General features: G+C 39.4%; 26 protein-coding genes. 20 read left to right on the top strand and 6 right to left on the bottom strand.

Annotated features, from left to right (window positions below; genetic code table 11):
- The first annotated feature begins 135 nt into the window (after positions 1-135).
- Together NCCP133_RS02150 and sigK are read left to right on the top strand one after the other, a co-directional pair.
- Complete coding sequence (locus tag NCCP133_RS02150; RefSeq protein WP_264803315.1) at positions 136-276, top strand: YrzI family small protein; 141 nt, start codon at positions 136-138, stop codon at positions 274-276.
- 1,008 nt (positions 277-1,284) lie between these two features.
- The gene (sigK, locus tag NCCP133_RS02145; RefSeq protein WP_264803314.1) at positions 1,285-2,001 is read left to right on the top strand and encodes an RNA polymerase sporulation sigma factor SigK; all 717 of its coding nucleotides are present in this window, start codon (positions 1,285-1,287) and stop codon (positions 1,999-2,001) included.
- A gap of 172 nt (positions 2,002-2,173) precedes the next feature.
- Here sigK and NCCP133_RS02140 read toward each other — a convergent pair whose 3' ends face one another.
- A complete protein-coding gene (locus NCCP133_RS02140) occupies positions 2,174-3,148 on the bottom strand; it encodes a F510_1955 family glycosylhydrolase (RefSeq protein ID WP_264803313.1) in 975 nt (324 codons plus the stop codon).
- A gap of 475 nt (positions 3,149-3,623) precedes the next feature.
- Here NCCP133_RS02140 and NCCP133_RS02135 point away from each other — a divergent pair, with 475 nt between their 5' ends.
- A complete protein-coding gene (locus NCCP133_RS02135) occupies positions 3,624-3,767 on the top strand; it encodes a hypothetical protein (protein ID WP_264803312.1) in 144 nt (47 codons plus the stop codon).
- Between the two features lie 211 nt (positions 3,768-3,978).
- A complete protein-coding gene (locus tag NCCP133_RS02130) occupies positions 3,979-5,778 on the top strand; it encodes a M3 family oligoendopeptidase (RefSeq protein ID WP_264803311.1) in 1,800 nt (599 codons plus the stop codon).
- 44 nt (positions 5,779-5,822) lie between these two features.
- Here the strand turns inward: NCCP133_RS02130 and pssA are convergent, their stop codons facing one another.
- Entirely contained in the window at positions 5,823-6,362 is a 540-nt protein-coding gene (pssA, locus tag NCCP133_RS02125) for a CDP-diacylglycerol--serine O-phosphatidyltransferase (protein ID WP_264803310.1), read from the bottom strand.
- A 177-nt stretch (positions 6,363-6,539) separates the two neighbouring features.
- Here pssA and NCCP133_RS02120 point away from each other — a divergent pair, with 177 nt between their 5' ends.
- Positions 6,540-7,316, top strand: a complete 777-nt coding sequence (locus NCCP133_RS02120) for a phosphatidylserine decarboxylase (RefSeq protein ID WP_264803309.1) — start codon at positions 6,540-6,542, stop codon at positions 7,314-7,316.
- A gap of 30 nt (positions 7,317-7,346) precedes the next feature.
- Here NCCP133_RS02120 and NCCP133_RS02115 read toward each other — a convergent pair whose 3' ends face one another.
- Entirely contained in the window at positions 7,347-7,487 is a 141-nt protein-coding gene (locus tag NCCP133_RS02115) for a sporulation histidine kinase inhibitor Sda (protein WP_026584554.1), read from the bottom strand.
- A 524-nt stretch (positions 7,488-8,011) separates the two neighbouring features.
- Between NCCP133_RS02115 and NCCP133_RS02110 the strand changes: the two genes are divergently transcribed.
- From NCCP133_RS02110 to NCCP133_RS02075, 8 genes are all read left to right on the top strand, one after another.
- Positions 8,012-8,527, top strand: coding sequence for a YqeG family HAD IIIA-type phosphatase (locus tag NCCP133_RS02110; protein WP_264803308.1), 516 nt, complete (start codon positions 8,012-8,014; stop codon positions 8,525-8,527).
- A 3-nt stretch (positions 8,528-8,530) separates the two neighbouring features.
- Positions 8,531-9,637: a ribosome biogenesis GTPase YqeH gene (yqeH, locus tag NCCP133_RS02105; protein ID WP_264803307.1), complete on the top strand. Its 1,107-nt coding sequence runs from the start codon at positions 8,531-8,533 to the stop codon at positions 9,635-9,637.
- Between the two features lie 84 nt (positions 9,638-9,721).
- Positions 9,722-10,561, top strand: coding sequence for a shikimate dehydrogenase (aroE, locus tag NCCP133_RS02100; RefSeq protein ID WP_264803306.1), 840 nt, complete (start codon positions 9,722-9,724; stop codon positions 10,559-10,561).
- Positions 10,555-10,845 (top strand): ribosome assembly RNA-binding protein YhbY, encoded by a 291-nt coding sequence (gene yhbY, locus NCCP133_RS02095; RefSeq protein WP_264803305.1) that lies wholly within the window; start codon positions 10,555-10,557, stop codon positions 10,843-10,845. Before aroE ends, yhbY begins: the two co-directional genes overlap by 7 nt.
- A gap of 42 nt (positions 10,846-10,887) precedes the next feature.
- Positions 10,888-11,457 carry a nicotinate-nucleotide adenylyltransferase gene (locus NCCP133_RS02090; RefSeq protein ID WP_264803304.1) on the top strand — a complete coding sequence of 190 codons (570 nt, stop codon included), beginning with the start codon at positions 10,888-10,890 and terminating at the stop codon, positions 11,455-11,457.
- Positions 11,447-12,013, top strand: a complete 567-nt coding sequence (gene yqeK, locus NCCP133_RS02085; protein WP_264803303.1) for a bis(5'-nucleosyl)-tetraphosphatase (symmetrical) YqeK — start codon at positions 11,447-11,449, stop codon at positions 12,011-12,013. Before NCCP133_RS02090 ends, yqeK begins: the two co-directional genes overlap by 11 nt.
- Positions 12,014-12,017: 4 nt before the next feature.
- On the top strand, positions 12,018-12,374 hold the full coding sequence (gene rsfS / locus NCCP133_RS02080; RefSeq protein WP_264803302.1) for a ribosome silencing factor: 357 nt from the start codon (positions 12,018-12,020) through the stop codon (positions 12,372-12,374).
- Positions 12,371-13,120 (top strand): class I SAM-dependent DNA methyltransferase, encoded by a 750-nt coding sequence (locus NCCP133_RS02075; RefSeq protein WP_264803301.1) that lies wholly within the window; start codon positions 12,371-12,373, stop codon positions 13,118-13,120. Before rsfS ends, NCCP133_RS02075 begins: the two co-directional genes overlap by 4 nt.
- 100 nt (positions 13,121-13,220) lie before the next feature.
- Here the strand turns inward: NCCP133_RS02075 and comER are convergent, their stop codons facing one another.
- Entirely contained in the window at positions 13,221-14,048 is an 828-nt protein-coding gene (gene comER, locus NCCP133_RS02070; RefSeq protein ID WP_264803300.1) for a late competence protein ComER, read from the bottom strand.
- Positions 14,049-14,140: 92 nt separating this feature from the next.
- Between comER and NCCP133_RS02065 the strand changes: the two genes are divergently transcribed.
- From NCCP133_RS02065 to NCCP133_RS02055, 3 genes are all read left to right on the top strand, one after another.
- Positions 14,141-14,779 (top strand): helix-hairpin-helix domain-containing protein, encoded by a 639-nt coding sequence (locus NCCP133_RS02065; protein WP_264803299.1) that lies wholly within the window; start codon positions 14,141-14,143, stop codon positions 14,777-14,779.
- Positions 14,780-14,905: 126 nt separating this feature from the next.
- On the top strand, positions 14,906-15,469 hold the full coding sequence (locus NCCP133_RS02060) for a ComE operon protein 2 (protein WP_264803298.1): 564 nt from the start codon (positions 14,906-14,908) through the stop codon (positions 15,467-15,469).
- Positions 15,470-15,603: 134 nt separating this feature from the next.
- Positions 15,604-17,922, top strand: coding sequence for a DNA internalization-related competence protein ComEC/Rec2 (locus tag NCCP133_RS02055; RefSeq protein ID WP_264803297.1), 2,319 nt, complete (start codon positions 15,604-15,606; stop codon positions 17,920-17,922).
- A gap of 113 nt (positions 17,923-18,035) precedes the next feature.
- Here the strand turns inward: NCCP133_RS02055 and NCCP133_RS02050 are convergent, their stop codons facing one another.
- Positions 18,036-18,170: a YqzM family protein gene (locus tag NCCP133_RS02050; protein WP_019382872.1), complete on the bottom strand. Its 135-nt coding sequence runs from the start codon at positions 18,168-18,170 to the stop codon at positions 18,036-18,038.
- Positions 18,171-18,629: 459 nt separating this feature from the next.
- Here NCCP133_RS02050 and holA point away from each other — a divergent pair, with 459 nt between their 5' ends.
- Entirely contained in the window at positions 18,630-19,670 is a 1,041-nt protein-coding gene (holA, locus tag NCCP133_RS02045; RefSeq protein WP_264803296.1) for a DNA polymerase III subunit delta, read from the top strand.
- A gap of 178 nt (positions 19,671-19,848) precedes the next feature.
- Here holA and rpsT read toward each other — a convergent pair whose 3' ends face one another.
- Positions 19,849-20,115: a 30S ribosomal protein S20 gene (gene rpsT, locus NCCP133_RS02040; RefSeq protein ID WP_264803295.1), complete on the bottom strand. Its 267-nt coding sequence runs from the start codon at positions 20,113-20,115 to the stop codon at positions 19,849-19,851.
- A 267-nt stretch (positions 20,116-20,382) separates the two neighbouring features.
- On the opposite strand from rpsT, the gene gpr reads away from it, so the two are divergent.
- From gpr to NCCP133_RS02025, 3 genes are all read left to right on the top strand, one after another.
- Positions 20,383-21,510 (top strand): GPR endopeptidase, encoded by a 1,128-nt coding sequence (gene gpr / locus NCCP133_RS02035; protein WP_264803294.1) that lies wholly within the window; start codon positions 20,383-20,385, stop codon positions 21,508-21,510.
- Positions 21,511-21,724: 214 nt separating this feature from the next.
- Complete coding sequence (spoIIP, locus tag NCCP133_RS02030) at positions 21,725-22,930, top strand: stage II sporulation protein P (protein ID WP_264803293.1); 1,206 nt, start codon at positions 21,725-21,727, stop codon at positions 22,928-22,930.
- Between the two features lie 19 nt (positions 22,931-22,949).
- Positions 22,950-23,294, top strand: coding sequence for a YqxA family protein (locus NCCP133_RS02025; RefSeq protein WP_264803292.1), 345 nt, complete (start codon positions 22,950-22,952; stop codon positions 23,292-23,294).
- Positions 23,295-23,446: the final 152 nt, after the last annotated feature.

Raw genomic sequence — 23,446 nt, 5'->3', positions numbered from 1 at the left:
TACCTATCCATGCCGCAGGGAGATTCGTGCTCTGCGGCTTTTTTATGCCTTTATGGTTCTAGCTGCAGGGAGTATGTCTCTTTGCGGCTTTTTTGTGCCTAAAGGCCGGATATGAAGAAGGAGGTGGAAAATCTCATGACCTTAAATATATTATTTTTAACCGTAACGATTAAAAAACGCCAGTTAACAGCAGAAGATATTTTACAGCAGCAAATGGTCCAAAAAATCCAGGATCAAAATCGTGATCGTCAATTCTCAATGTATCGCCCATTTTAATCTTAGTGGAAAAACAAATTAGAAAGGTGGTTAGGAAAATGATTTTTCTTATTCAAGGACGTCAGACAATTTTCTGGGTGGAGAAAGATTCCACCTAACAAATCTGTTGGGAGGTAAACAAATATGTCTCTTCATATTTTGCTTTTAACTTTGGGCTTAAGGAAAAGAAGGAGGTAACCCATTCTGTCGGGATTAACAGAATATTCACAAACACCTGCTTTTATGAAGACAAAATCATGTTAGATTAAAGGAAACAAGGATTATCTAAAGGGGTGTGGAAGATGTTCTGGATTGTGTTGGGATTGGTTGTATGCGGAGCAATTGGCTGCATCATTTCCGCAGAGGTAAGTGTAACGGAGTAGGCAGCAATATTAGATTAAAATAGATTCGCAAAAGGACTGACTCGGAATAGAAGTCAGTCCTTTTTTGATGGATACAGCCAAAGAAATAGAACAATAGCTGATGTTGCAAGCAATAATAGTAAAGTTTTAAAAGAAAAGCCTTCAAAAATGAACTTGGCAAGACTGTCCAATAAAACAATGAAAAAAACAAATGCCAGAATAATACGCGGGTTCACAATTCGTTTCCCTCTTTCTAAGTTTGTCCTTTTATTTTAACGAATGGCGGAACTGGTTGTCTAATAAAAAAAAGAAAACTCGAGAGGAGTAAAGGAAAAGTAATACAGGTCAAAAAACGCCTTCAATGTTCCTTGATAATAAGGAGGCTTAAGATATTGGCTGGATAATAGTGCGCCATATGTAAATGGCAGGACATTGTACATGCAATCTGCCTATTATAAAAAGTTTGTGGAAAAAAAGGCAATTGTTAAATTCATGATGATAGACTTTCTATAAGAGCCTAGATTTAAGAAATAATTAAATACACTGCATTTTTTGCTTATTTTTCCATGAAATTAAAATGCATGGGACAGACAAAAACAACTTCATGCTTACATAGGAATTAGTTATAGGCTTTTTAAGGTACGCATTAAAAGCGGGGGTGGAAAAAATGTCAGGAATATTAACTGCACTCGGGTTTTTGGTTAAGGAAATTGTATTTCTTGTTTCGTATGTGAAAAATAATGCATTTCCTCAACCGCTGTCACCTGCAGATGAAAAAAAGTACCTGCGATTGATGGCTTCAGGAGATGCTCATGCCCGTAATATGCTTATTGAACATAACCTCAGGCTGGTTGCCCATATTGTTAAAAAATTTGAAAATACGGGTGAAGATTCGGAAGATCTTATATCAATAGGGACTATCGGCCTCATCAAAGCCATTGAAAGCTACTCGGAAGGGAAAGGAACAAAGCTAGCCACTTATGCAGCGAGGTGTATTGAAAATGAAATACTTATGCATTTGCGGGCTTTAAAAAAGACAAAAAAGGATGTATCGCTGCACGACCCCATTGGGCAGGATAAAGAAGGAAATGAAATATCACTCATTGATGTATTAAAATCAGAGTCAGAGGATGTCATTAATACAATTCAGCTGAATATGGAGCTTGAAAAAGTTAAGGAATATATTGATGTTTTGGATGACAGAGAAAAAGAGGTTATTGTAGGCAGATTTGGGCTCGATCTGCAAAAAGAAAAAACCCAGAGGGAGATTGCAAAGGAGCTCGGTATCTCGAGGAGTTACGTTTCCCGCATCGAGAAGAGGGCCCTTATGAAAATGTTCCATGAATTTTATCGGGCAGAAAAAGAAAAGAGAAAAAATAATTAGAGGGCAGCTCAGCTGCCCTTTAATTATTTTATCGCAGTCTAACGGTTAGTATGATTCCCTCTTCAAGACACAGCAGAATCAAAGGAATCTAATTGCCCAATCAAGCTTTTAATGTAAAGGGCTAGAAAAATAGTACAAAAACTAAGAACACCACATCCTGTTTGATTGAAGCTTACTTTATCCAGCCATTTTTTAATAAAAGGTCCCAGTTTTCGCCACCATCAGCAGATTCATATAAATCTTTTAAATAGGTTGAAAAAGAAATTCTTCCGCTGTTTTTATAATCAGCTGCTATGTATGTAATCGGGTTGTCATAGCTAAGGTACGGGATTTCAACCGGAGGTGCTTCCATGGTTTTGAGATTAAGCCTATTCATTAATACCTTATCCTGCCCTGCAAAAGCATAGTATAAGCTGTCTGACGAGAAGGCCAAAGCTGTGGCCATGACTGGTTCAGATACTAATTTTATTGTTTCTCCTTTGTCCATTGATAGAAAGATTCCACTTCTGGTGGACATAGCCATGAGATTGGCATCATCAGGATGTGCAGCGATCATCCCCAGCGTGTCAGCCTCCAGTCCTTTTAGCTGAACTGGGTCCCACGTTTGCCCATCATCCTTTGAACGGTATACTCCGGCATCGAGATTAGGTGTTTCTTGCTGGCTGATCATATAAATCATACCGGTATTGTAGCCTGCTGATAAAAAAGGAGTGGCGATTTCGCCATAAAAAGCTAGTTCTTCAAATGATTCCCCTTTAGAAGTACTTTTTACAATACCAAGCGGGTTTTTTAGATTGGCGTTTTTATTTGGATGGCCACTGGCAATATAGCCGTCTATGAGTGCTTGGAAACCCATGTAATCATGGTTATCTGTGGTTGTTTCAAACCATGTGCCATCTTTAAAAAGTTTTAGGCCATCACTTGAAGAAAGATAAAGGCCAGTATCGTTTCCAGGATATCCTATGCCCTGAATATGCTCAATCTGCTGTTCTGAGGCCTTTTTGATTTCATAGGGTGTTTCTTCCGCTGTCTTATTGGAAGGTTCCTCCGACTGGCTTTGTTTTTTTTGCTCTTCTGAAGAACAGCCTGCTGCAAGTAATATAGACAAAAATATTGAAAGCAGAACCCCATTCCTGCACTGTTTCATTTTTTTCCTCCTGTTTATCTTAGTCTGTTTATTCTTACCGCTGTCATTATATAGTATTTAGAGAAAAAATAAAAAACCCTTGCCTCATGTAAGGGTTCTTTAAAGATTCATATTTTTTTATGCGTTTCAATTTGGAATAAGTGAGATATTTTGCCGCTTTTCTTTTTTTATATCCGAAATGAACTTGGTCGTTTTTCCTGTTCCTTTACAGACAGGGCAAGTTTTCTTTAAAATTTTGCAAGCGGGAATATTGCCGGATCCTTTGCATTTTTTGCAGATAGATATGATCTTCATTTAACACTCCTCCCTTAGTTTTTCTTCTGCTATTATCATATGATGAGTTTATTGGCGTTGCTCATGAAAATATTATTAATAATTTGATTGCCTAAAGGAGGATTTCTGTTGTAATTGCCTAAACCCAGCCCGCGGTGTACACATATTCTAATAATAGAAAGTGAAGGGAGATAGAAGCATAATGACTTATGGTTATTACGGTTATCCAGTACCGCCTTATCTATATTATGGAGGCGGAGGCTTCTGGCTGGCTCTGGTAGTTGCACTGCTTATCCTGCTGCTTGTATTTGGAGGATTTGTGTATTATGGGGGCTATTTTAAATAGCACGATAGAGATCAAGCTCATACCAGGCAGGTATGGGCCTTTTCTTTCTATTAAAATGCTCTCCCCTTTTGTATTTTGTAGGCTGGGTGTATATTAACTGCCAAATTAACCAGTCCTTGAAAAATATACTATTCAGTCATTTTTATAGAAATTTCGGAAAAATTAATTTATAATATTTCCGTATACGAAATATTTTAATAGGGGGAAAAGGATGACTGCAACAGCCTATTCTACAGTTTGGGATTTGGATACCTTTTTTAAAGGCGGAAGTGATTCAAAGGAATTCGAACAGCATTTGCAAACTACAAGAGAACATATCCAATCATTTTATAATCAGGTACATAAATGGCAGACTTCCAATTCAGCTGCAGATGCAAAAGATATAAATGCAATGATTGATCTATTCCAGCAAACAGCTAAAAAGCTCCGCCAGGCAGGAGCTTTTGTGAACTGCCTGCAGGCTCAAAATACAGAAGACAGGAAAGCAAAAGCTCTTAGGGGATCAACGACTGAGCTAAGTGCGGAATTTCAAACAGCTTTAACGGTTTTTGATCAGTTGCTTGCCAGTTTTGATGAGGCCGGATGGAAGAACATTCTGAAAGACGAAAGTCTGAGCGAACTTGCTTTTGTGCTTACAGAACGGCGGGAACGTGCAGCCGAAAAACGATCTCAAGAGGAAGAGTCAGTGATTAATGCTCTCGCAATTGATGGTTATCATGGCTGGGGTCAAATGTATGATGTAATAGTGGGAAATATTAAAATTTCAGTCCGTGAAGATGGAGAGGAAAAGCAGCTTTCAGTCGGCCAGGCTGCGAATAAATTTTCCAGTCCGGATAGAAGCCTTCGAAAGCAAGTCTTTGATAAATGGGAAAAAGCCTGGAGCGGCCAGGCAGATTATCTATCCAAGACATTGAATCACTTAGCTGGCTTTAGACTAAATGTATATAAATTAAGAGGCTGGGAGGATTTTCTGAAAGAACCTCTTAGCTTGAATAGGATGAAAAAAGAAACATTGGATACAATGTGGGAGGTCATCTCTAAAAATAAAGCACCTCTTGTGAGATATATAGAAAGAAAGGCAGAGTTATTGGGCATTGATAAATTAAGCTGGTATGACCTGGATGCACCGCTTAGCAAGACAGAAATGAAAGTCTCATACCAGGAAGGTGCAAGGTTTATCCTTGAACAGTTTTCTCAATTTGGAGAGGAAATGTCGGCGTTTTCCGAAAAAGCATTTGAAGATAAATGGATTGAAGCAGAGGATCGACCCGGAAAATCTCCAGGCGGTTTCCATACGTATTTCCCTGAAAGCAGCCAATCGAGAATCTTTATGACTTACTCCGGAACTCCCTCCAATATCTCTACTTTGGCACATGAGCTTGGACATGGATTCCACACTTATGCGATGAAGGAGCTTCATTTATTGAATCGCAGCTACGCTATGAATGTTGCCGAAACAGCATCTACTTTTGCTGAAATGATTGTTGCTGATGCATCAGTTAAAAATGCAAAGACTGAAGAGGAAAAATTGGCGCTTCTTGAAGAAAAGGTTCAAAGATCGGTAGCCCTCCTAATGAACATTCATGCACGCTTTTTATTTGAGTCCCGTTTTTATGCGGAAAGAAAAAAGGGAAATGTGAGTGCAGAACGATTGAATGAATTAATGGCTGAAGCTCAAAAAGAAGCTTACGGAAATGCATTGGATGAATATCATCCTTCCTTCTGGGCATCAAAGCTTCATTTTTACATTACAGGCGTACCATTTTATAATTTTCCTTACACCTTCGGCTACCTATTCTCGCTTGGAATTTACGCACAGGCTATTGAAGAAGGAAAGGGGTACGAGGAAAAATATATTGCATTGTTAAAAGATACAGCTTCCATGACGGTCGAAGATTTAGCGATGAAACATCTAAAGGCCGACTTAACAAAACCGGAATTTTGGAAAAGTGCCGTACAGCTATGCATTGATGATGTAGAAGAATTTCTGGCATTAACAGAAAAGAAGTAACAAAAGAAAAATATAAAGGCCGGACTCATTTGAGTGCGGCTTTATTACATTTTCTTTAGCTTAAAAGGGCTTATCATGAGAAATGAAAGAGTCAGCATAATAAACAGGAAAAGAGGTTCGGGCAAGTATGGAATTGCGAGGAAACTTAACGTTGCAAGGCAGCCCGCGGCTGTAATGGGAAGACCGGTAAAGTAGCCGTTTTGTTCCGATATATTAAAACGTGCAAGACGGACTGCTCCGCAACCGATATAAAGGATGGCGATAAAGGATCCCGGAGCTCCAAAACCGGCCAAAATTCCCTGGTACAGTAAAAGGGAGGGAGCAACTCCAAAGGAGATTATATCACTCATCGAATCAAGCTGCTTACCCATATCCGACACAATGTTCAGCTTTCGGGCTGCCATGCCATCAAAGCGGTCAGCAAGGGCAGCCACAAAGATCAGGAGCGCAGTTAGATTCAAGTTCCCATTAATAGCAAATAATATGGCTAAGCCTCCTAAAGACAGGTTGGCAAGCGTCAATACATTGGCTGTCTGTGTCTTTAGTTTCTTGATGGTTAAATCAAGAACATCAGATAAAAACATTCAATACACTCCTTGTTATTTGAGGGAATAGCTATTGGCTCAAAATTATGCTAAAAAGTATAGCAATGCTGGAGTAGTTTATGGCAAACTTAGATTAATTTGTTATATAATAATATTTTATTCTATGCTTTTTATGCCTGTTCGTAAATAACATATTTCTTTTAGGGGGCTTGCCGATTGATTAAATCTTTATATCGCTTGATGATCGAGCTTACAAATAGAAGATGGACATCCTCGTTGCTGCAGAGATTTGCACGATCAAAATGGAGCAGGTGGGCCATTCCTTCATTTTCAAGGGTTTATAATATAAATGAGAGTGAGATGGAAAGAGCAAGAAAGGACTACCGCTCTCTTCATGAGTTTTTCATCAGGAGATTAAAAGATGGATTACGGATTCCAGATGAAAGTCCGGATTCGGCAGTCAGCCCAGTCGATGCTGTTATTGAAGATATAGGGAGCATTCAGTCCACACGCATCATTACGGTTAAAGGCAAAGATTATTCCATTTCGGAAATGCTTGGTGAGAAGAAAGCTGAAAAATACACTGGTGGCACTTATATGATTTTTTATTTAAGTCCGAGCCACTATCATCGTATCCACAGTCCTGTTACCGGCAAGGTTGTTGACCAATGGGTTCTCGGTTCAAAATCCTATCCGGTGAATAAATGGGGATTAAAATACGGCAGGGATACTCTTTCAAAGAATTACCGCAGCATCACTGAGGTAATGAATGGAACAGCCACGATTGCAATCGTTAAAGTAGGGGCCATGTTTGTAAATTCAATTGAACTGATTCATGAGGAAGACCAGTTGGAAAAGGGCAAGGAAATGGCTTATTTCTCATTTGGATCGACTGTTATCCTTCTTTTTGAGAAAGGAAGATTTGAGCTGAATCCTTCCGTAAAGGCGCCAGCTCACATAAAAGTAGGGCAGCTCATTGGAAATCTTTTATAAAAAAACAAGCCCTTTCAGGGCTTGTACTTTTTAAGAAGAAACTTTTATTCTGTTTGATAGTGAGCGCCGATGGATTTCTGTTTCAATTAAACGGATGAAGTCTTTGCTAAGCTGGAGTTCCCTTGCCTTATGATAGGATTCGATTAGTAATTCATCTGACAGTTTGCGCATGCCTGTCACACCTCCAGAAAAAAGAAATAGACTGTTCTAAATCTTTATTTATATACATATAATGTAGGATTTTATGTTGTACCCCTACTCTAGCAAAATAAAACGATTGGAACAACTGTTCTGTTATCCACAGATAGCAGTGGATAACCTGTGATTATTTTGTTTATAAAAAGGGAAAAAGTATAAGAACCACATTGGAATATGTGCATAAAGTTATCCACAGTTATCAAAGAAAGTAGAACTTTGTCGAAAAATTTTTATAATTAGTTCAAAATTACTAAATTTCTGCAAGTAAATTTCCTTTGTTTGAGTGTCTTTCCCCTTTTTGTGGAATCTTATAAAATATAACAGCGTGATTTATGGTGTTGTTTTGAAAGAGCGGATATAATTGGTTATGATGTAAACGGTAATTAGCATTTGTAAGTAAAAATATTAATGTTCGAAACCTGCATAGGTGATATTGCTACAGGCCTCCCGCACTTATCGAAATGGACAATAAGAATAATGATAGAGGTGTAAATATAGTGTTAAAGCATTTTTTGCCTGACCAGCATGTGAAAAGCATCTTTGAGATTACTCCTCAAAGCTTAAAGGAAAAAGGCGTTAAAGGAATTATAACGGATCTGGACAATACTTTAGTGGAATGGAACAGGCCTAATGCAACCCCGAAACTGATAAGCTGGTTTGAAGAAATGAAACAAAGCAATATAAAGGTTACAATCGTTTCAAATAATAATGAAAACCGTGTCAAGGCTTTTTCCCATCCGCTGAGTATTCCATTTATATATCAAGCGAGGAAACCGATGGGAAGGGCATTTCGAAGAGCCTTATCTGAAATGGGGCTTAAAAAAGAAGAAACGGTTGTTATTGGTGACCAATTGCTGACGGATGTACTTGGCGGAAACCGAAGCGGATTCCATACGATCCTTGTCGTGCCTGTTGCTCAAACAGATGGGTTCGTTACAAAGTTTAACCGTTTAGTCGAAAGAAAAATTTTGAATTGGTTTAGAAAAAAAGGAATGATTCAGTGGGAGGATTAAAAAGTGAGTGAAGAGCAATATGCTTGTATAGGCTGCGGGATTAAAATCCAAACGGAAACCCCCGAGGAAATAGGTTATGCCCCAAAATCCGCGCTGGAAAAGGAAGCGATCATATGCCAGCGCTGCTTTAGGCTAAAACATTATAATGAAGTTCAGGATGTAAGTCTTACGGATGACGATTTCCTAAAAATCCTCAATGAAATCGGACAAAGCGATGCGCTAATTGTGAAGATCGTTGATATCTTTGATATCAATGGAAGCTGGCTTCCTGGGCTTCACCGCTTTGTTGGAAACAATAAAATCCTTCTTGTCGGAAACAAGGTTGATTTGCTTCCTAAATCAGTAAAAGCCAATAAGCTGATTAATTGGATGAAGCAAGAGTCCAAGCAGCTTGGGTTAAAACCTGAAGAAGTATTTTTGGTAAGTGCTTCGAAAGGACATTTCATCAATGAAGTTGCTGCAGCTATTGACCATTATCGAGAAGGAAAAGATGTATATGTGGTTGGCTGTACAAATGTCGGGAAATCCACCTTCATAAATCGCATTCTTAAGGAAATAACGGGTGAAGGAGACGTAATCACCACTTCTCATTTTCCAGGCACCACGCTAGATATTATTGAGATTCCTTTATCTGATGGGAAAGCATTAGTGGATACCCCTGGTATTATTAACCATCATCAGATGGCCCATTATGTGGATAAAAGGGACTTAAAAGTGATTACCCCAAAGAAAGAAATCAAGCCAAAAGTCTACCAGCTGAATGAAGAACAAACGCTATACTTTGGAGGGCTTGCAAGGTTTGACTATATATCTGGAGGACGCCGTTCGTTCGTCTGCCACTTTTCTAATGATCTTAATATACATCGAACTAAAATGGAAAAAGCAGATGAATTATATGAAAACCATGCGGGAGAAATGCTCACACCTCCAAGAAAAGAACAAATGGAAACATTCCCTGAACTGGTAAGGCACGAATTTAGCATAAAAGAGCCCAAAACCGATATCGTATTTTCGGGTCTTGGATGGATTACGGTGAACGATGCTGGAGCTAAAGTAGCTGCTTATGTACCGAAGGGTGTCCATGCATTAATAAGAAAATCTTTAATTTAATTGGACATTTTCTGGTCCTCAAAGTTTGGCAAAAACAATTTCCGATACGCTCGGACTTAGATTCTTTTAAAAGGGGAGAGGAAATTGAAAAAGCTCTTTGGTGTGATAGGTGATCCGATAGAACACTCGATGTCGCCCTCCATGCATAATGAACTGTTTCAGGTTTATGGCATAAATGCCAATTATCATGCGTTTCATGTTAAAAAAGAAAATCTTTCCGATGCTGTAAAAGGATTCAAAGCACTGGGTTTTGCAGGCTTCAACGTTACGGTTCCGCATAAAGAGGCAATCATCCCTTTATTGGATGAGCTGGATCCTCTGGCAAAGGCAATTGGTGCGGTTAACACAGTCGTAAATGAAAATGGAAACTTAAAAGGCTTTAATACAGATGGAAGCGGATTTGTCAAAGGGCTGCTGGAGAGAATCTCTATGTTATCAGAAAAGAAGGTACTAATAATTGGGGCTGGCGGAGCCGCTAGAGCCATATATTTTACTATGGCAAAAGAAGGTCCCGGCTTATTGGATATTTGTAATCGTACTGTTACTAAAGCTAATCTTATAGTTAAGGATTGCCCTTATCAGGTAACTGCCCGGGCATTGAATATAGAAGAAGCTGAGCATCAGCTGGAAATATACGATTTGATCATTCAGACAACACCAATTGGAATGGCTCCGGATATTGAACGGTCCCCTATTTCTATACATAAACTTAAGTCTGGCTCCTTTGTGAGTGATATCATCTACAATCCTCTTGAGACAAAGCTTTTGCGGGAAGCTGGCAATAAAGGAGCTGAAATCCAAAATGGACTTGATATGTTTGTACATCAGGGAGCTTTGGCTTTTAAGAAATGGAATGGCATTGTACCGGATATCAAAAGAATGAAAGACAAAGTCTTAAAACAACTGGGAGGATTATCATGCTAACAGGAAAGCAAAAGCGTTTTTTGCGTTCAAAAGCTCATCATTTAAATCCCATTTTTCAAGTGGGAAAGGGTGGGGTCAATGAAAATATGATTAAACAAGTAGGAGAAGCCTTAGAAGCACGTGAATTATTAAAAGTAACCGTGCTTCAGAACTGTGAGGAAGACAGGGATACGGTTGCGGAGCAGCTGGAAAAAGGAACAAAATCCGAGCTTGTACAAATCATCGGGAACATTATTGTTCTATATAAGGAATCTATGGACAACAAACAGATCGACCTGCCGTAATTCAGCTTTCTTATTTGGAATTTAGAAAGGAGGGGTAAACACATGGAGAAAATAGGCATACTTGGAGGAACTTTTGATCCGCCGCATCTTGGCCATCTTATTATTGCCAATGAGGTAATGTGCTCACAAGAACTGGATGAAGTATGGTTTATGCCGAACCAGGAACCTCCTCATAAGAAAAAGTCAAATGCCGTCACGAACAGGAATCGAATAGAAATGCTGAAACTGGCGGTGGCTGGACAGCCTAAGTTTAAATTGGAACTTATCGAACTTGAGAGACCAGGACCTTCTTTTACCTATGATACAATGAAGCTTTTAATGGAAAACTATCCACATAAGCAGTTTTACTTTATTATCGGTGCAGATATGGTCGAGTATTTGCCAAAGTGGCACAACATAGATAAACTTTTTGAAATGATTAACTTCGTCGGTGTAAAAAGGCCATCTTACAATCTCCAAACCTCTTACCCGATTTTTTATTCCGAGGTTCCTGAAATAGGAATATCCTCCAGTATGATCAGGAAACGGTTAAAAGAAGGCGGAACGATTCGGTACTTAGTCCCTGATTCAATAAGGAAGTATATAAAGGAGAATTATTTATATGAATCGTGAAGAAGCTCTGGCAATTGTTAAGGAGCAATTAACTGAACATCGCTATCTCCATACAATTGGTGTGATGGAAACGGCTTTAAGGCTTGCAGAAATGTATGGGGCGGATAAAAAGAAAGCTGAACTGGCAGCAATCTTTCATGACTATGCCAAGTTTCGGCCAAAAGAAGAAATGAAGGAAATCATTCTCATGGAACAGATGCCCAGAGAACTTTTGGATTATAATAGTGAACTTTGGCATGCTCCGGTTGGTGCCTTTTTAGCTGAAAAAGAAGCAGGAATTTCTGATAAAGAGGTTCTCAGCGCAATCAGGTACCATACTTCCGGCAGGACGGGGATGAATCTGCTGGAAAAAATCATCTACCTTGCAGATTACATTGAGCCAGGAAGGCATTTTCCGGGTGTTGAAGAGGTTCGAGAGATAGCTGATTCAAGTCTGAATAAAGCTTTAATAAAATCAATACAAAATACGATTATGTTTCTGATGAGAAAAGGACAGCCGGTTTTTCCTGCTACCTTCCATACCTATAATGACCTTGTAATGAAAATGGAGGATTGATTGAATGAATGAAAATGCATTGCTTATGACTGCAGTAAAGGCGGCTGATGATAAAAGGGCAGAGGATATTACCGTACTTAATATGAAAGGGATTTCTTTAATTTCTGACTACTTTGTTATCTGCCATGCGAATTCAGACAAACAAGTTCAAGCCATAGCCAGAGAAATGAAAGAAAAATCCGAAGAACATGGTTATATAATAAAAAGGATGGAGGGCTTTGATGAAGCAAAGTGGATCTTAGTTGATATGGGAGATATTGTAGCCCATATTTTCCACCGTGATGAAAGAGCCTACTATAATCTGGAAAGACTTTGGGGCGATGCACCGGTCGAAAACGTCCAAAGCATGCTTAATCAATGAGCTACGGCAAATTTGCTTACCTTTATGACCAGTTAATGGAAGACGTGCCTTACGACAGCTGGGTTGCATTAATAAACAAAAAACATAACAAGTATAAAGTTCAAGGAAAAAAGCTTTTGGACTTGGCATGCGGGACTGGCCAGCTTTCGATTAGGCTTGGGAAGCAAGGATTTGAAGTTACAGGTGTAGATTTGTCAGAGAATATGCTTGCTGTAGCCCAAACAAAAGCTGATCAACAAGGCTTGAAAATTCCTTTTTATCAGCAAAACATGGCAGAGTTAGATGGGGTTGGCCAATTCGATATTATAGGAATTTTTTGTGATTCATTAAATTATCTTGTAACGGAATCAGACGTGCGGGAAACCTTTAGGCGTGTTTATGCACATTTAAATGAGGACGGACTTTTTATATTCGATGTCCATTCAATCTATAAAATAATGCAAATCTTTATGAATCAGACCTTTGCTGAGAATGATGAGGAAATTTCTTATATTTGGCACTGCTATCAGGGAGAATACCCAAACTCTGTTGAACATGACCTTTCTTTTTTTGTTTTAGATGAAGGAACAGGGAAATATGACAGGTATGATGAGCTACATTTTCAGCGGACCTATCCTGTAGAAATTTATGAAGAATGGCTTAGGGAAAGCGGCTTCGAACTGCTCGAAGTATCGGCTGATTTTAAAGATGCCGCTCCTGGAACCCAGGCTGAACGGATATTTTTCATCTCAAAGAAATTGAGTTAATAGCTTATTATTGATATTAAAAAAGCCAGTTTGCGATATAAGCAACCTGGCTAAATTTTTTTCTAAAAAAGAAGGATTTATTTTACCGCAAAAAGAATTATTATTGTTGAAGTGTATACTGTTTTTTCACCACTACAAGATCCTCGTCAAATTTTGAATGTGTTGCCTGGAATAAATGCTCAAATACGTTACCTAATTCGTTCTCAAGCACTTTAATCCCTTCCCCGGTTATTCCGCCTTTGACACATACTTTTTCCTGCAGTGCAGGCAAAGTATAAAAACCTTTCTTCAGCAGATCCCCTAATCCTATTAACATTTCAGCTGCAAGCTTGGTTGCAGTCTCTTGGTCTATTTCTGTTTCGGATACAGCTGCATTAATAAAGCGCTGTGTTAAATAACTGAAAAAGGCAGGCCCGCAGCTCACAATATCTGAAGAAACTCTTGTAATGTTTTCCTTAATCGAGACAGGCGTTGAAATACTCTCAAAGAGCTCCCAGATGCTCATTTTCCACTCATTCTTGCAACTTTCCCCAAATGATAATAATGATACACCTGCTAACGCACGATTTGTAATGCTTGGAATAGCTCTTGCAGCAGAACAAGGCAGTACGGATTCAAGCTGATCTATACTTATGGGGCTTGTGATTGATACTACGCATTTATCTTTTGACAGGTACGGCAAAATATCCTGAATCACATTATACACATCATGCGGCTTTACACATACGAAAATAAGTGAAGCGTGCCTCGCAGTTTCCCTGGCATCTTCGGCTACCGCGATATCTTGGTAAGTTTCCTTTATCTCCATCGCTTTCGCAATTGTCCTATTGGTAATTGTTATGGAGGAAGGGGAAACGGCTCCTCCCTCGAGGAATGCCTCTGTCAGGATTCTCCCCATATTACCTGTACCAATGACTCCGATTTTCATTGTTCCATCCCTCCTTCAAAAAGCAGGCTCTCTCGTATAACGATATGTAGTGAAAAAAACATTTATGCTAAAAAAGAAAGGATTGGGCGACTATGACCGAATGGATAAAAAGCAATAAATGGTATTTTTTAGGAGGTTTATTTGCATTAAGTGCTCTCCTTTACTATTTATATATGCCTATTCAAGATACAAACACGGTTCCGGAAATAAATCAGCAGTTGTTAGCGGAAAAGGAAGACGATGGCCAAAATGGCGATGAGGATGTGGCCAAAGCAAATGGACAGCCGCAATATTTATTAGTTGATGTGAAGGGAGCGGTTAAGAAGCCTGGAGTGTATGAAGCAGAAGAAGGGGACAGGGTTATTGATGTACTTGAAAAAGCGGGAGGATTGAATGAAAACGCTGACGCCAATCAGATTAACTTCGCTTTAAGGGTATCGGATGAAATGGTCATGCATATCCCTGCAATAGGAGAGGATACGGATGGATTGGAAAAGCTGCAATCGGATACAGCGATTGGAGTACAGCCAAATGATGGAAAAATTAATCTTAACAAAGCAACTGAAACGGAATTGCAGACACTGCCTGGAATTGGGCCTTCAAAGGCTGCAGCCATTCTGGAGCATCGAGCATCAAATGGCCCGTTTAAGGCAATTGAGGATTTAAAGTTAATTGCAGGGATAGGGGACAAGACCTTTGAAAAACTAGAGGATCGAATAAAGGTAAAGTAGGAGATTTCCTTCCGTTGACCTTGTTTCTTTTCGGGCTTAAACTAATGAGAGTAAATAGATCTTCTACTATAATATTTAAGAGGCTGCACCGAGCTGCGCAAAAGACGGAAGGGGAGAAGCATAGAAATGGATCGTATTTCCTGGAATCAGTACTTTATGGCTCAAAGCCATTTGCTTGCTTTAAGGAGCACATGTACAAGGCTGGCGGTTGGAGCAACAGTTGTCAGAGATAAAAGAATTATTGCTGGCGGATATAATGGGTCAATTGCCGGCGGAGAACATTGTATGGATGAAGGCTGCTATGTGATTGATAATCATTGTGTACGCACCATCCATGCGGAAATGAATGCAATACTTCAATGTGCCAAATTTGGTGTACCTACAAGTGACGCAGAGATATATGTCACACATTTTCCTTGTCTTCAATGCTGCAAGGCAATTATCCAGGCTGGCATCATAACAGTTTACTATGCAGAGGATTATAAGAATCACCCTTATGGGATTGAACTCTTCCATAAGGCAGGGGTAAAAATGGTACAGGTCGAGGCTGAAAAAGTTTCTTTTGACGATAACAGACAAGAAAAACAGGAGTTAGTAGAAAAATTGCTAAGTGAACTGGAGAGAAGTGGAATTAATCGAGACTTATTGCATGATTATCAAACAAAGAAAGACAAGCTTTTTAATTCTTAGACTGTGTTTATTTAGAGCCATAATCAACAGGTAAGTATAATTAGGTTCCATTTTAAAATGAGTGCAGGAGTGATTTCTTAACTATTACAGCTTTTATTCCTGCACTGTATTTAATCCGTGAAAGGAGCAAATCTATGAAAGGCAGATGGATATATGCAGCTGCTGCCTCGCTCATGGGAATACTAATAGCTTTTTTAAAATCACCTATTCTTATTTTCATTTTGTCAATATCAGCAGTTTTACTGTATCACCGAAAAATTTTCACTCGAAAGCAGGCTGGCCTGCTGGCAATAATTTTTCTGCTTTTTTTTATACGGGGTGAAATCGCGCAGCGCCAGAATGAAACAAACCTAACTGGCAGAGAAATCCTCTTTGAAGTAAATATTAAAGAAAAAGTTAAAATAAACGGTGACCAGCTTTCAGTTTTTGTTGATTTATCTAACTTTAATGAAACAGTAATCGCAAAATATAAAATTAAAACAGAGAAAGAAAAACGGAAGCTTAGCAGTCATTTGCCTATTGGCATGTCATGTAAGGTGAGTGGCAAGCTGGAGGTACCGGCACCAGCCACAAACCCTAATGAGTTTGATTTTACAGAGTACCTGTATCATCATAATATCTTCTGGATCCTCCAAATTGAACATATTTCCCTTTCTGATTGCTCTTATCGTGAGAACAGCATCGTTCTTTCCCTCTTAAAATTAAGAGAAATGGGCACAAATTATCTCTTGGAACATTTTCCTGAAAAAACAGCATCTATAGCCGTTGCTCTTATATTTGGAAATCGGGAATTCATTGATCCCGATATCCTAGAGTCATACCAAAAATTAGGCATTATCCATTTACTTGCTATTTCAGGCTTGCATGTGGGGCTGCTTGCAGGTATGTTTTTTCTAGCAGGGATACGTGCGGGGATAACAAGGGAAAAAATGCTAAATGTTTTGATTCTGATCTTGCCAGGGTATGCCATCATTACAGGTGCTGCTCCATCAGTGCTTCGTGCAGTTTTTATGATGCTATTGGTTTTAATTGCACAAAAATTTAAATCTTCTTTCCAATTAATAGATATATTTTCCATTGTTTTCTTATTCTATATTTTAATTTCTCCGTTTACCCTTTTTAATGCGGGCTTTCAGCTTTCATTTGCTGTTGCCTTGGCGCTCATCCTTTCATCCCCCCTAATATTAAATCGAATCAACAGCCCTGCTGCAATCACTCTTGCTGTTTCCTTTGTATGCCAGATGGCAGCGCTTCCGATTTTGCTTTATCATTTTTTTGAGGTATCCATTATTTCTGTATTAGCTAATCTTATCTTTGTCCCCATTTTTTCATCTTTAGTACTCCCGTCTGTCCTGATTCTCTTTCTGCTTCACTTAATTACTGGCGGTAAATCAGCTTTCCTGCTTTCTCCTTTTGAACATTTTATTCATTTTATTGATGCAGTAGCCGGAACAATTTCAGATACCCCTCATGCTACGATTATTTTAGGACGTCCTTCCATTTATGTCATGGCATTGTATATTGTACTTATTCCTGCTTTTTTTGCAGCATGGGAAAGGAATAGGTGTAAAGCCATTATTTTTAACTGTTTCATTTTATTATTTGCAGTAATTGTGCATCTTTTTTCCAATGCCTTATCCCCAAGCGGAGAAGTTACTTTTCTCGATGTGGGCCAAGGTGACAGCATTTTGATAAAGCTTCCATATGGAAAAGGGAATTACTTGATTGATACAGGAGGGACCATTAAATTTCAAATGGAGAAATGGAAGTCGAGGAGTGATTCATATGAGGTGGGAAAGGATACTGTAGTCCCTTTTTTAAAAAGCAAGGGAATCAGTAAGATTGATAAGTTAATTTTGACACATGGCGACATGGATCACATTGGTGGTGCAGCTGCTGTTATTGATGAGTTAAGGGTTAAGGCTGTTCTGATGCCGATATCAGCTGAGAGTACAGAACTTGAAAAAAAAATCATAAAAAAAGCAATTGGTAAAAATAGTAAAGTGCGATTCGTTAAGGCAGGAGACAATTGGACTGAAGGAAAATCAATTTTTCAAATACTTTCTCCTCAAGCCGGAGTGAAAACCGAGAGTAATGATGGTTCTATTGTATTGTATGCAAAGTTAGGAGGGCTGAGCTGGCTATTTACCGGAGATCTCGAATTGGCTGGGGAAGAAAGGGTGATAGACAGGTATCCCAATTTGGAGGCGGATGTCTTAAAAGTGGGACATCATGGCAGTAAAACCTCTTCTGCAGAGTCATTCGTCTCAAACGTTAAGCCGGAACTCGCCATCATTTCTGCTGGAATAAACAATCGTTATGGGCATCCGCACCCGGACGTCATTGCACGGTTCAATCAGCATAATATTCAAATTTTGAGAACTGATGTTCATGGGGCGATTACCTATATTTTTAAAGGAAATTCAGGAACCTTTTCGGTGCAGGTTCCATAATATATCTTAGAAAGCAATCAGGACATAAAAAAAGACTGCATTTGCAGTCAGAATGCAGGTGGCCCATCATGAAGATGGGCCAGCACAATTTCAATTTTCGCATTATGTAGCCATTAAGCTCCTAAAAATTTAATGACTGTTGCAATAACAAATAACGTAGCGAAGAAACCAAATGATACAATGAACCCTACTCCAGAGTCGATAGCATCATTACGTTTGCTTTGGACGTTTTTTTCAAATTCGTTCACAGTCTACCCCTCCTATTTCCTATATAGTATAAGGCATTCATATAAAAAAATCTAGCATTCCCCGCCTCTTTTCCTGCATTAACAAGAGTTGTCACAAATAAGTTAAAACCACAAGGGGAAAAATAATAAAACAAAGGTGCACCGCTGCTTTCTGAGTATCCCGGGTCTCAGGAAGCGGCGTTCTATATAGATCAGAAATTGGCGTTCAAAAGGGACGCCAATTTCCTTTAATAACATGTATAGCTCCACCGGCTTATCACTCCCACGTGCTTCCAACATCTTGTCTGCGGTAAGTCAACATCGAATCGCTATCGCTCTTCGTGTTTCCTTTATCTCACTCGGCTCAGTCCACCATGTTTCGCCGATGGACGAGGGCGCCTGCGCTTTTCTTCTTGTCAAAACGCTCATGCTTCTTTAGGATAGAGAGAGAATAAAATGAAGTGAACGGAGAGAAATAAATTGGTTTTTGATATATGGAAACAAATAAAGGCAAAGCAGTTTGCTCCGATATACTTATTATATGGAACAGAACCCTATCTTATAAACGAAACAAAACAGCTGCTGATTAATAACGTATTAAGCCAAGAGGAAGCGGATTTTAATTTATCCTCTTATGATCTTGAAGAAACGCCAATCGATACTGCCTTAGAGGATGCAGAGACATTCCCGTTTATGGGTGACAGGAGGCTGATTTTTTTACATAATCCGGCTTTTTTAACCTCTGAAAAATCCAAAGCGAAAGTAGAACATAATCTTGCCAAGCTTGAAGCGTATATTAAGGAACCAGCACCTTACTCAGTTGTAGTTTTTGCTTCTTCTGCTGAAAAGCTGGATGACAGGAAAAAGATAACAAAACAGTTGAAGAAAACGGGAGCTGTCCTTGAAGCGAAGAAGCTGAACGAGGGGGAACTGAAAACATGGATCAGGGAAAAGGCTGCTGGAAACGGAGTTCAGATTGATGAGAGCGCTGTGGAGCTGGTTTTAACACTTGCCGGAAATAACTTATTTATATTGACAGGGGAAATTGAGAAGCTTGCTCTATATGCAAATGATTCAAAGCGAATTGATGAACAGATGGTTGAAAAGCTGGTTTCACGTTCACTTGAACAAAATATCTTCTCTCTTGTAGATAAGATTGTCCACCGGAAAGTAGAAGAGGCTTTAAGGATTTATTATGATTTGTTAAAACAAAACGAAGAACCGATAAAAATTTTATCTGTTATAACCGGCCAATTCAGACTCATTTATCAAGTAAAAGAGCTTGCCAGACGGGGATATGGACAGCAGCAAATTGCTGGATATTTAAAAGTCCACCCTTTCCGTGTCAAATTGGCAGCAGGGCAGGCACACCTATTTGGAGATGAAGAATTAACTCTTATTATGAGCCTGCTTGCAGATGCTGATTACCAAATGAAAACAGGAGGCATGAACAAAACGATGCTAATTGAAATGTTTTTGTTCCGCCTTCAGAGCCAGGCTTTGCGAAAAGCTGCCCATTAAAAAACGGTCCAGAAATTGGACCGTTTTTTTGTGTGTAAAGCAAGAAAGTAAAAAAAATTAGTCGTCGATAACTGTCTAGCGCAAGGCGCCTACCCCCCTTGTGGGTGGTCAAGGCGCCTTGCGCTTTTCTTGTGCAAAATAAAAGGCTACCCCTGAAGATAGCCGTTATCTTTAAACACTATGCGTTTAAAGAGTTCATTTTTTTCATTAAACGAGACTTTTTACGAGCAGCAGCATTTTTGTGGATAAGACCTTTTGCAGCAGCTTTGTCTAGTTTACGAGCAGCATCAGCGAAAGATTCAGTTGCAGCAGCAGCATCGTTGGTTACGATCGCAGCATCAACTTTTTTAACAGCTGTACGCATTGCAGATTTAACTGTAGCGTTGTGTGCGTTGCGAGCTTCGCTAGTTTTAACACGCTTAATAGCAGATTTAATGTTTGGCATTCCATTCACCTCCTGAAAAAGCATCGAGATTCTATAACTCGACATTACATTCATTAACAATAATTAAGAACAAGTGATATTCTATCAAACACGCGGGCATAATGCAATACTCAGTATGTAAATTTGATCATCTGGATTTCGTAATGAAGAAGAGCGCTTCATGCATGTTTTTGCCTTTATACGGCAAAGATAGAACATATCCGAATTCTAGTATATTATGGGTCGCTTTCCAAGTGCCCAAAAAAACAGAGAATGTGAGGGATAAACTTGAAGGAATCATTAGATTTAAGCAAATACTCTGTCCGGACAGATCTTGCCATTGAGGCAAGGGAAATGGTCATAGACAACCGGCAGAAAGACAATGTCCACACGCAGGAAAACCTATCACAAATTGAGGGCGTTATAATTAAGGAAAAAGAAGAAAATGATATTAAAATTTCTTTTGTAGAAGTGACAAAAAAAGGTGCAGAAGCCTTAGGGAAAAAGGAAGGCAATTATTTAACGCTTGAGGTGACAGGCATTCGCCAGCAGGATACTGAATTGCAGCATAAAGTGGAGTCTGTTTTTGCGGCTGAGTTCTCCCAGTTCATAAAGCAGCTGGGGATTCAAGAAAACGCATCATGCCTGATTGTCGGCCTCGGGAATTGGAATGTAACCCCTGATGCACTTGGACCGCAAGTTTGTGAAAACCTTTTGATTACAAGGCATCTTTATCAGCTGCAGCCTGAGAGTGTAGAAGAAGGATACCGTCCAGTGAGTGCTGTTTCTCCGGGTGTAATGGGATTAACTGGCATAGAGACAAGCGATATTATCTATGGAATCGTTGAAAAAACGAAGCCTGATTTTGTGATTGCGATTGATGCACTAGCATCCCGATCAATTGAACGGGTAAATTCCACTATCCAGATTTCGGATACCGGTATTCATCCAGGATCGGGTGTAGGAAACAAACGGAAAGAGATCAGCAAGGAAACCTTGGGTATCCCTGTAATTGCCATAGGAGTCCCGACGGTAGTTGACGCTGTTTCGATAACGAGCGACACAATTGATTTTATTTTAAAGCATTTTGGAAAGGAAATGAAAGAAGGTGACCGCCCTTCTCGTTCCCTTGCTCCAGCTGGCATGACTTTTGGTGAAAAAAGAAAGCTTACCGAGGAGGACTTGCCAAAAGAGCATCACCGTAAAACGTTTTTAGGCATGATTGGGACTTTGCCTGAAGAAGAAAAGCGGAAGCTTATTTATGAGGTGCTGTCCCCTCTTGGCCATAATCTGATGGTGACGCCTAAGGAAGTAGATGTATTTATAGAGGATATGTCCAACCTGATTGCGAATGGCTTAAATGCGGCACTCCATCAGCAAGTAAATCAGGAGAATGCTGGTTTTTATACGAGATAAAGCAAAACTCAATCAATGCGGTTTGCCTTTCCAACAGATTGTTGGTTGATTAATCGGGCTTTTGCCCGCTGCGTTTCCCTGACTATGCTTTGTCAAATCCTTGTCCTTCTAAGTATGGTTATAACTTCCCCGTTAATCCTGATAATAAATATTTTGTTCTATCTTCTCTAGCAAAGTCATAATATTTACTAGACTAGCAAGGAGAGGTGGAGCAATGAAACCTTTGAAGACGAACGGTATTGTTGTAACTATTCAAGGGACGAGCCTTTTAAAGGCTATAGCTGGGTTTTTGCTTTTTCTATTTATGATCTTTTCAATAAGCGGAGCTTTAACTTCTTTGAAACCGGAATATAGAATAAGCTCAGACTCTGTCAATACAGCTGCAAATAATCTGACAGGGGAAATGCTCTATCATTTTCTGGGATGGGAAAATCACTCTTTTCTTCAGGGAGTTCCTGGAAGCAGCACTCCTCTAAGTATTGGGAGCATGGTATTCAAACTATCAACGAATGTAAATCTTAATGACCCAAGAAGTTTATTAGGGAGAGAGCTTCCGTACTTTTCAATTTACGACAGCAAGATTTTGGTTGCCGGCGAAGGAACAGATTATACGAATATGCCGGTTGAGTCCTCGCCGCCTTTGGAGGTTTTGAAAGCCGAGCAGGAAGCTGCCCTCCAAAACACAGAAGGTCTAGAGTCTGCAGAAGATAAAGATCAGTCTGTGACACCTCCCGTGAATACAGGTGATAAAAAACCGGTTTATGTGTATTTCAGTCACAACCGGGAATCGTTCCTCCCTTATCTGAAAGGTGTGACAGATCCAAATGCTGCCAGCCATTCACAAATCAACGTTACAAAAATAGGGGACAAGCTTAAAGAAGTACTTGAGAGTAAGGGCATCGGGACAACTGTTGACAAAACGGATATTCAAGCAACTTTAAATAAAAGAGGATGGGGATATTCGCAATCCTATCAGGCATCAAGAGAAGTGGTTCAGGCAGCTGTATCTGCAGACCGGGATTTGACATACTTCATTGATATCCACCGGGATTCGCGCAGAAAAAAGGATACAACAAAAGAAATTAACGGAAAGCCATATGCAAAGCTGGCCTTTGTAATTGGAGCTGAACACCAAAACTATGAGAAAAATTTAAAGTTCGCCAATGACCTGCATAATAGATTAGAGGAAAAATACAGGGGATTGAGCAGAGGGATTATTCAGCTGCAGGGAGAAAGAACAAATGGGAAATTTAATCAGGACCTATCTGAACATGCTATCCTGGTGGAATTTGGCGGAGTTGACAATACCTTTGAAGAGTTAAATCGATCAGCTGAAGCCTTGGCGGAAATCTTCAGTGAATATTATTGGCAGGCTGAAGAAGTAAATTTGCCGGCGGGTCAAGAATCAGACAAGAAATAATATTTAGGTGTGATTTGTAATGAAAGTGTTTATGTTAAAAGCGGCTTTTCTTGCAGCGATAATGTTTATATCCGTCTTATTTGGGATGCAGCAGGCAAACGAGGGGATACAAAGAATGAAGGGGTATTCGGATGATGGTTTCAAAAGTGCCCTTACAATAAGCGAATCCGAGGATGGGGAGCTTCAGGCATCCGTGTTGGGCAACGATGTATCAAGCCACGACCTTCAGCAGAAAAAAGAAAAGCTTGAAGAAATGAAAGCTTTTAACTTCTTTTCATCTCTTGGGAAAAGCATCTCGGAAGGCCTGTCAGAGCTAACAGAAAAGTCGATCAAATTCATTACAGAATTAATAACCGGAAAATAGGGCTGCTATAAGGCAGCCCTGTTTTTTGCTCTAAAAAGCCTATACAGCTTAGCATTGAATCTTCAGAAACGTACTGCTATAATCAGAAATAGTGTATACAAACTAAGAGGTCTAATTAAAAAACGATTAACACTTGGCTCTAGGCGCCCTAT

It is taken from the genome of Cytobacillus sp. NCCP-133, assembly GCF_026011715.1.
Lineage (GTDB): Bacteria > Bacillota > Bacilli > Bacillales > Cytobacillaceae > Cytobacillus.
Note: the sequence above shows the minus strand (reverse complement) of the source record. Positions and strands in the feature narration are given on the sequence as shown.